Source organism: Roseomonas aerilata DSM 19363 (assembly GCF_000711725.1).
Lineage (GTDB): Bacteria > Pseudomonadota > Alphaproteobacteria > Acetobacterales > Acetobacteraceae > Roseomonas > Roseomonas aerilata.
Map to the genome: position 1 here is coordinate 1 of NZ_JONP01000091.1, position 8,518 is coordinate 8,518.

Sequence of the window (8,518 nt, forward strand, 5' to 3'; positions counted from 1 at the left end):
GCGCGAGTGGGGATACGGCAGGATCATCATGCCGCTTGGACGCAGCTTTCCTGCTGCCAGATCCGGAAGGCCTTGGTGCGGGCGCGCCGGTACTCGCCGGCAGTCATCAGGTGCCGGCGAGGACGGAAGTGGCCGTAGATCATGCTGTGCGCCGAGAGGAACCGCTGAGCCTGCTCGGCCGACTTGAACCGCTGCATCTGCCGCTCTCGCCGTCGGGTGGGCCGATGTGAGTTCTCGGCCCTGTTGTTCAGGTAGCGGCTGCTCCGGTGCCGGACCTCGGGTAGCAGTTCGCGCTGCGCCACGCCGTAGCTCTTCAGCCCGTCAGTGACCAGCCGGCGCGGCTTGTACTTGAGACCTGCGAGCAGGCGCTTGAAGAACCGCTTGGCCGCACTTCCGTTCCGCCGGTCCTGAACCAGGATGTCCAGAACCACGCCGTGCTGGTCCACCGCTCGCCAGAGGTAATGCAGCATGCCGTTTATGCGCAGAAACACCTCATCAAGGTGCCAGGTGTCGCCCGGCTTCGGCCGGCGCCGCCGCAGCCTGGCCGCGAACTCCGAACCGAACTTGCGGCACCAGTTCCGGATGCTCTCGTGCGTGACGGTGATGCCGCGCTCCGCCAGGATCAGCTCCACGTCTCGCAGGCTCAGGCTGAACACATGATAGAGCCAGACCGCATGGCTGATGATCTCCGCCGGGAAGCGGTATCCAGGGTAGGTGTGGCGGTCTGACGTCATCCCGTCAGACTGCTCCGGCTCCGTTGTTCCGACCACAGCCCATCAACTTGCCAATTCCATCTAGCCACAACGGCTGAGACGCAGGCCCTTACAGCGCCGATAATCTGGCCTGCGGCAGCAGAGGGGGGCGAGAACGGAGTGCCCTCTTTCTTCTCGGACTGTGACAAAGCAGCTCATGCCGAGGCCGTACCACCTGCAGCTGCTAGAATGACCGCGGCCTACGGCTCAGTGAGACCGCCAGGGCGGGGCGTCTCCCTTGTGTCACCATGGGCGGACAGCTGCCGTGTCCATGAGGTCAGGCTCAAACCAGCGGCCCCCGTCCGCATTCGTTCCAGTTCCTGCATTGTGAGCTCTGCCAGATCCACAAGTAGAGCCCGCTGCGCAGCGTCAAGGCCAGCGCGCGGCACTGAGTCGACAATGCAGAGTGCGCCCAGAGGAGCCCCGTTCTCCGGCGCGACCAGTGGCGCGCCGGCGTAGAAACGGATGCTCGGCTCGGCACGGACCAACGGATTGTCACAGAAGCGTGGGTCGGCCATTGCATCGGGCACGATGAGTGGGGCCGTGCCGGTGATGGTGTGCGCACAAAAGGCGATCTCCCGCGGCGTACGCTCGACGTCGACACCATGCCTGCCGATAAGCAGCTGCTCGTCGGCATCGACGAGCGTGACCATCCCCGCCGGGGCGCCTAGAAGCCTCGCGGTCAGCCTTGCAATGCGGTCTAGACCCTCGGTGGGCAGCACCGTCCGCTCCTTGTACAATGCTACCTCTACCAATCGTTGCTCCTCGGCCGGCATGGCAGGGGGAACGGGGCTTGTCGGCATCTCTTCTGAACTGACGACCCGGTTTCTGCCCTGCCTTTTTGCCTCGTAGAGAGCCTTGTCGGCAGCGGCTAGGAGGGACTGGAGGCCTGATTGCACCGCATTCGGCGTTACGATCGCCGCTGCACACCCGATGCTGACCGTGACGATGCCTGCCGCATTGTGTTCGTGCTCCAGACCTAGCGCCTCCACCGCGGTAAGGATCTGGTCGGCAATGTGACGCGCACCGTGCTCGGTCGTGTTGGGAAGAACCACGGCGAGTTCCTCGCCACCGTAACGCGCGGTCAGGTCGCCTGGCCGCGACACCGCACCGCCAACCGCCTGCGCCACGGCCCGGAGGCAGGCATCGCCGGCCGGGTGGCCGTAGTGGTCGTTAAACGCCTTGAACTTGTCGAGGTCGAGCAAAAGCAAGGAGACGGGCGTCTGCTCACGGGCGGCGCGCGAGCATTCCCGTGCCAGCACCTCGTCCAAGCAACGGCGGTTCGCGAAGCCGGTGAGCCCGTCTGCCCTGGCAATCTTTGCGAGATCCTTGGCCTGAGTTGACAACTGCCGCTCGGCTTCGGCTCGCCTACGCAGTTCGCGGCGGAACAGGATGAAGAGCCCGAGCAGGGCGATGCAAAGCATCAGGTGCATCGAGCCGAAGATCAGGGCCTTGTACCGCCAAGGCGCCAGGATGTCCTCGACCGCGACCGCCACGCTGAGCACCAGCGGCAGCCCGTCGACATGACGAAAGGTGTAAAGGCGCTCCACCCCGTCCAGAGCCGCCTTGCCTACGAAGCTACCGAATTGTGCCCCTATGAACCGTTCGACATTTTCCGTGCCGCTCAGATCGCGATCGATGTCGTCACCTCGGAGCGGGTTGCGGGCGAGTACTCGGCCGTCGCTTCGGAGGAGGGTAATCGAGCCCTGTGGACCGAGGTCGAGCGTGCGAAGGTTGTCCTGGAAATAGGCGAGCCTGGTCGTGCCGACGACTACACCCACGAACTCGCCTCGGGCGCCATCAATGCGCCGGCTGATGGCGAGGCTCGGATCTCCATCGCGGAGGCGGCTGAGGAACGGACGGCTAACGAACAGCCCTGCGTCAGAACGCTCATGGTGGATGTGGAAGTATTCTCGGTCAGAGAGGTCCAGCGCGGGGGGTACCGTCGATGTCGAGGCGGCTCGCACCTTGCCGTCGGGCCCAAGCACCAGCAGGGAGCCGAGGTAGTCAGCGCTCGCGGCACGGTCGAAGAGAGCCATGTGCTGGATCTCATCGGAGGCTGCGCTCAGGTCGGGCCTGCTGAGCGCTTGGATTGCGCCTTGGAGCGAGAGGTCATAGGTGGCGAAAGTACGACTTATGTCACGGTCGAGCGCTCTAACGAGGTTCTCGGACGCCTGCTCTGCTTGCCTCCAAACATCCACACGGGAGTCGAGTAGGGTCAGAACACCAACGATGATCACGCCGAGGGCGACCACGGCACCCAGTCCTACCAGCCAGGCACTGCCTGCTGAGCGGTGGTAGCCCGCGGCGCTGACAGCATCGTTCCGGACGTTCGCGTTCTGCATCTTGCGCGCGCAATCTTTGCAGCAGTGATCTGGGCTAGCCTCGGGGAAAGGGCTTGAGATTAGCTTAACTGGCCGCTGCGCCCGGTAAGAATGATGTCGAAAGGCGGAGCGGCAGATCCGCATCGTGTTGACCGGGGCCCTGGCCTCCGGCGGGACCATGCGCCTCGTGCAGCCCTGAGGGTGCACGACCGGATAAGGCGGCATTCACCTCACGTTGATCAAGCCGGGTTAGTTTCCCCGGCCACCCTCGATGATCGTCGGTGTGCTGGGGCATCGTCGCGTGGCCACTTCCGGTTCCCGGTTAGGGATTTCCTCTCGTCGCCAAGCGGCGGCACGTATCACGATAGCGACAACGGCGCTGGCGCTCGCGGTCAGTGTTGCCTGTGCCCTGCTTTTGGGCTGGCTTGCGGAGGGCGAGGCGCAGCAGCGCCGCGGGATGGAGCTGCATCACCTCGCGTCACAGGCGGCAATTCGCCTGGAGGGCGACATAGAGCGGCGCACCTCGCAGCTGACGGATCTGGTTGGCAGCGGCGCTATGGAAAGCCTGGCCGATACGCAGCGCATCCGGGCCCTGGTCGATCGACTGAAGGAGAGTTGGTCCGGTTATGCTTGGATTGGCGTCGCGGACACTGCCGGCCGAGTGGTTTCCGCCTCGGGAGGGCTTCTGGAGGGCGTTGACGTCTCGGTCCGGCCCTGGTTTCAGCGTGGCCGCGCCGGCCTTTTCCTCGGCGATGTGCACGAGGCCGCGCTACTTGCCAACCGGTTACGCGGCCCGGAGGGGGAGCCGCTCCGCTTCGTCGATATCGCGCTGCCCCTCCTCGATGCACGTGGCCAAGTCACCAGCGTGCTCGGAGCCCATATCTATTGGAATTGGGCCACCCAGGTGGCGAGCGCGGTCGTCAGCCCAACTCGTCAGGCATCCGGGCTCGAGCTCCTCATCGCCTCGAAGGACGGACAGGTGCTACTCGGGCCACGCGGGCTGCAGGGTACACTGCTCCGAGCATCGTTGACGGATGGGACGGCGGGCGCTGCTCAGTTCGGTGGTGCGCTGCACGGAGGTGCTTCTGCCCAGGATTGGCCTGATGGGCAGGTTTACCTTTCCACCGCAGTCGAGTTTCCGATGGAAGGCAGCTTGCGCGACCTGGGATGGATGATGCTGGCGCGCCAGCCACTCACCCGTTCAGTTCCGATAGCATGGGACGTGTTTCGGATGGCTTTTGCGATCGGAGCCTGCCTATCCATCGCCGCTGGCGCAGCTACTTGGCTGCTGGTCCGTCGAGCAGTCGCTGACCGCAATGTTCAGGGACGCGGTACTCTCAAGCCTGTGCTTACAATCGTAGGATCTAGCTCTCAGCAGGGCCGATCCGGGAGGAGAAGGAGGGGCTGACCCTCCTGGCGAGTTCGCAGCGCCGGAGGGAGATGCTCACTGGTACGCCCTCGGTCTCTGAGGTGCAGATCGGAGGCCGCCAGTGGCATGTGCGCAGATCCGGAGCAGCCGCCGCAAGGATCCGGCAGCTCCTCGCGAGCGAGGGGGTGTTCACCACCGACCAACGGTCGGACACTGTTGGCGAAGTCGGCAGCCGGGTGGTGGGGGCGGCGTTTCATCGGATTCTCGGCTCGGAGATGTCTGATGTCGATCTGTCCGCAGCAACCGATCCCGTCCGTGCCCGAGGACACCGCCCGGGTTGCCCGGGCAGCCTTCCGGCGAGGTAATCCTTGCCTCGTGCTGCGGGACCGGCTTGGGGCAATTTTCAGCAATGCCGACTTCGCCGACCTCTACCCCCGCCTGGGCCAACCAGCCTACGCGCCGTGGCGTCTGGCTCTGGTTACGCTCCTGCAGTTTCGCGAGGGCCTGAGCGATCGTGGGGCGGCAGAGGCCGTCCGGGCGAGGATCGACTGGAAATACCTCCTCGGCCTTGATCTTGCGGACCCCGGCTTCGATCACAGCGTGCTCTGCGAATTTCGAGGCCGATTGCTGGCGGGTGAGGCCACGGGCCGCCTGCTCCAGCGGGTCCTGGACGCCGCACGGGAGGACGGTCTGCTCCGGAGCCGCGGGCGGCAGCGGACGGACAGCACTCATGTGCTCGCCGCAGTGCGTGACCTGAACCGGGTTGAGCTCGTGGCTGAGACGTTGCGGGCCACCCTCAACGCCTTGGCCGTGGCCGCTCCCGACTGGCTGCGCGTGGCGGCCCTGCCGGAATGGCGGGAGCCGCTATGGGCGGCGGATCGAGGAGACGCGGCTACCTGAGGGTGGTCCCAAGCGTGACGCCTACGTGGCCATAGTCGGTGCCGACGGTTTCCACCTCCTGGACGCCCTTGCGGGGCAGACGACACCACGCGCAGCCGCGGCCCTTCCCTCCGTTGCGGTGCTACGTCGGGTTTGGGCGCGCCACTTCGAGCGGGCCAAGGACGGAACCGGCGGTGCATGCTTAGGGCCCACCCAGGGGCGCGGGCCTGGCGATCGGGTGGAATCACCTTACGACGCCGATGCCCCGTTCCGCGCCAAGAGCAGCACGCGCTGGACCGGCTACATGGTCCACCTGACCGAGAGCTGCGATGCAGGCGCGCCTCGTCTGGTGCTGCACGCCGACACCACACCGGCCAACGTCCACGAGGCGAGCCGCACGGCCGCGATCCACACCGCCCTCGCCGAGAAGGGCCTGACGCCGGCCGAGCATCTCGTGGACTCGGCTTACGTCAGCGCGGACCATCTCATCGCGGCGCGCGAGAGCCACAGGATCGACCTCGTCGGCCCCGGGCGCCGCAATCTCAGCTGGCAGACCAAGATCGCAGAAGCATTCAGCCTCGACGATTTCGCGATCGACTGGGACCGGCAGCTCGCGCGCTGTCCCGAGGGGGCTGAGAGCACCAGCTGGGCCGAGAGCACGAAGCACCGTGGCCAGCGGCCCACCATCCGAGTGGGGTTCCGGGCCGCCGACTGCCGGACCTGCACCTCCCGACACCGCTGCACCCGGATCCGATCGCGCTACGTCGGCCGTGTCCTCGCCCTCCTGCCCCGGCGCGAGCACGAGGCGCTCGCGGCTGCCCGAATGCGGGAAAGGACGGAGCAGGGACGACACCTCTACGCGCAACGCCAGGGCGTGGAGGGCACCATCTCGCAGGCCGTGCGAGCGTTTGGCCTTCGCCGGGCTCGCTATCGCGGTCTCGCCAAGACAGGCTTGCAGCACCTCGCCACTGCCGCCGCGCTGAACCTGGAGCGCCTCGCCGCGTGGCTCACAGAGCGCCCCCTCGAACCGACACGCGTATCCCGCTTCGCCGCCCTCCTCGCATAGCACTTCGCCAACAGTGTCCGGTCGTTGGTCGGTGGTGAACATAGGGGAGGCCGCATGGCGGTCGGCCTCAGAGTAAGTAGTTAGTGCGGACCGCATGCAGTCACAGCAGAGGTGCTTGAGACAAGAGTGTCGCACCGCGAAGGCCAACGAATGCTTCGTGTGCCGGCTCTCGCTTACGGCTGCCTAGGCAAAGCCCCGCGGCATTTAACCAACGGTGTCGGAGAAGTCTGACGGGTGTTGGACATCCTTCGAAGGCATACGACCCGGCCGCCGGTCGCCTGACCTTGAGCGACATAGAGAAGATTTTGAAGGCAGGGGCCGGCCATCAAGCAGATACAGAGCGAGCGAAGCGATCGTATCCTCAACGTGCATCTTCTCGCTCTTGATCCGACTAATGCGCTCGGGATCCGGCGATGAGGAGGCAAGCGCGTCGCGTAGTCTCTCGTCGAGGTGAGCTTGACGTTGGTCGAGGGCAGCGAGCCAGTCGCAGGCCTTTGCTGGTGTGAGTTGCTGAGCCATGCCTTCTCTCCCGCTGTGGTTGTATGATCATTTGATAAGTCCGTGGCCGGCGCCAGTCTGTCGTTGCGCAACGATCTACAAGAAGGCGTGATTCGAGACGTGGTCGATCTACTGGGCCATGCATCCGTCACACCGTCTTCCAGGACGTGGCGCTCTCTTCGTCATCGTTGGCGAAGAGCCTGGTGTAGCGGTCCTCCTGCTCATCCGGCTTGGGCCTGAGCGCGCTGCCCTTGACCATCCTGTCGAGCAGCTGCCCGACCAGCCCGAGCGCGTCCACCTGATCGTCGTGCCGGCCTGCCGGGAAGGTCGGCAGCTCGGCCTCGAAGGCCAGCCTCCAGGGAGCGGTGCGCGGCAGGTGCAAGTCGTCTAGCGCCATGCGGCCGCGGATCGACTGCGCCCGCACCGCCTTGTCGCCGCGGGTAGGGAAGGCGTGCGGGGCGACATAGGCCTGCCGCGCTCGCATGCGGCGCTCGAGGAAGGGACCCACACCCGCCCTGATCTGGCCCGTCTCCTCGGCCCAGCCGATCGGCCGCCACTGGCGTACGAGGTCACAGAAGGCCTCGATCCACGCGTCCGCCGCTGTTTGACCGCGCCACAGGTCGAGCAGCCAGAGCCGCCCCTGCGGATCCATCCCCACCACCACGTGCACGGTCCAGTCTCCACCGCCCGAGGTGACCGCGTAGTCCGAGCCGCCTTAGACCCGGAGTGTTGTCCGGTCGGGTAGGCTGTCGGTCGGGTGCAGCCACTCGGCGAGGAAGTAGTCGCCTGTGTCCGGGACAGGGCGCTGCTGGTATAGCGCCGACCAGCTCCGCGTGCTCGCCTCCGCCTTCACTCGGGTGAGGGAGGCGGCGTAGCCGTAGCGGTCGTCACCCCACAGCATCTCACCTGGAGCGCGGCCGAGCGGGTCGTCCTGCTCAGCCTCGGCGGGCAGGGACACCACCCTCTATCGATCCCCCTGGGCCTGGAGCAGCCGCCCCGCGAGGTCGTCCTCATGCCAGCGGGTTTGCACCACCACGATGGCGGCACCGGGCCGGAGGCGGGTGCGCAGGTCGTCTCCGAACCAGGCCCAGACCCGCTCTCGACGTGCCTCGCTGTCAGCCTCCTCCCGCGACTTAACCGGGTCGTCGATCAGCGCCAAGTCTGCCCTGAGGCCGGTAATCACGCCCCCGATGCCCACCGCCCGGTACTCGCCGCCGTTCGTGGTCGTCCAGAGGTCCTCGGCCTCACGGTCCAGCCTGTAGCCGAGCGTCAGGCCATGGGCGCGGATCCGGCCCTGTACCCGGCGGCGGCATTGTCACGTTGTTTGGCTAAGAGGCACGTTGAACCGAGCGGCAGAGCTTGGCCAGCCTTACGCTACCACTTGGACGCACGTCTCCCGCTTCCAGATCCGGAAGGCGTTATCACGAGCACGGCGGTACCCATCGGCCGTCATTAGGTGCCGCCGCGGACGGAAGTGGCCGTAGATCATCGATTGTACCGAAAGAAACCGCTGTGCTTGCTCGTATGATTTGAAACGTTGCATTTGGCGTTCTCGGCGTCGCGTTGGCCTATGGGAGTTCTCGGCACGGTTGTTTAGGTAGCGGCTGGTCCGATGCCGCACTTCGGGCAG

At 65.8% G+C, this 8,518-nt stretch carries 6 protein-coding genes and 2 pseudogenes; 2 read left to right on the forward strand and 6 right to left on the reverse strand.

The genetic code is table 11. From position 1 onward, the window contains the following. Window positions 1-26 precede the first annotated feature (26 nt). Both BO39_RS28500 and BO39_RS28505 read right to left on the reverse strand, forming a co-directional pair. A complete protein-coding gene (locus BO39_RS28500; protein ID WP_043840141.1) occupies window positions 27-734 on the reverse strand; it encodes an IS6 family transposase in 708 nt (235 codons plus the stop codon). Between the two features lie 218 nt (window positions 735-952). After that, complete coding sequence (locus BO39_RS28505) at window positions 953-3,097, reverse strand: diguanylate cyclase (protein WP_052402998.1); 2,145 nt, start codon at window positions 3,095-3,097, stop codon at window positions 953-955. Between the two features lie 250 nt (window positions 3,098-3,347). Here BO39_RS28505 and BO39_RS33390 point away from each other — a divergent pair, with 250 nt between their 5' ends. Both BO39_RS33390 and BO39_RS28510 read left to right on the forward strand, forming a co-directional pair. Continuing rightward, window positions 3,348-4,484, forward strand: coding sequence for a cache domain-containing protein (locus tag BO39_RS33390; protein WP_156964115.1), 1,137 nt, complete (start codon window positions 3,348-3,350; stop codon window positions 4,482-4,484). A 243-nt stretch (window positions 4,485-4,727) separates the two neighbouring features. Further along, a pseudogene (locus BO39_RS28510) lies at window positions 4,728-6,390 on the forward strand (IS1182 family transposase). A gap of 646 nt (window positions 6,391-7,036) precedes the next feature. Here the strand turns inward: BO39_RS28510 and terL are convergent. The 4 genes and pseudogenes from terL to BO39_RS35540 all read right to left on the reverse strand — a co-directional run. After that, a pseudogene (gene terL / locus BO39_RS30705) lies at window positions 7,037-7,588 on the reverse strand (phage terminase large subunit); the annotation flags it as partial. Between the two features lie 15 nt (window positions 7,589-7,603). Further along, a complete protein-coding gene (locus tag BO39_RS30710; protein ID WP_052403000.1) occupies window positions 7,604-7,849 on the reverse strand; it encodes a hypothetical protein in 246 nt (81 codons plus the stop codon). 3 nt (window positions 7,850-7,852) lie between these two features. Beyond that, entirely contained in the window at window positions 7,853-8,071 is a 219-nt protein-coding gene (locus BO39_RS30715) for a hypothetical protein (protein WP_156964117.1), read from the reverse strand. Between the two features lie 186 nt (window positions 8,072-8,257). Further along, window positions 8,258-8,509 (reverse strand): DDE-type integrase/transposase/recombinase, encoded by a 252-nt coding sequence (locus tag BO39_RS35540; protein ID WP_408735195.1) that lies wholly within the window; start codon window positions 8,507-8,509, stop codon window positions 8,258-8,260. Window positions 8,510-8,518 lie beyond the last annotated feature (9 nt).

Bases quoted from the DNA above. Each gene is read 5' to 3' on its own strand.
- BO39_RS28500 (WP_043840141.1), bottom strand. From the start codon at position 734: ATGACGTCAGACCGCCACACCTACCCTGGATACCGCTTCCCGGCGGAG.
- BO39_RS28505 (WP_052402998.1), bottom strand. From the start codon at position 3,097: ATGCAGAACGCGAACGTCCGGAACGATGCTGTCAGCGCCGCGGGCTAC.
- BO39_RS33390 (WP_156964115.1), top strand. From the start codon at position 3,348: ATGATCGTCGGTGTGCTGGGGCATCGTCGCGTGGCCACTTCCGGTTCC.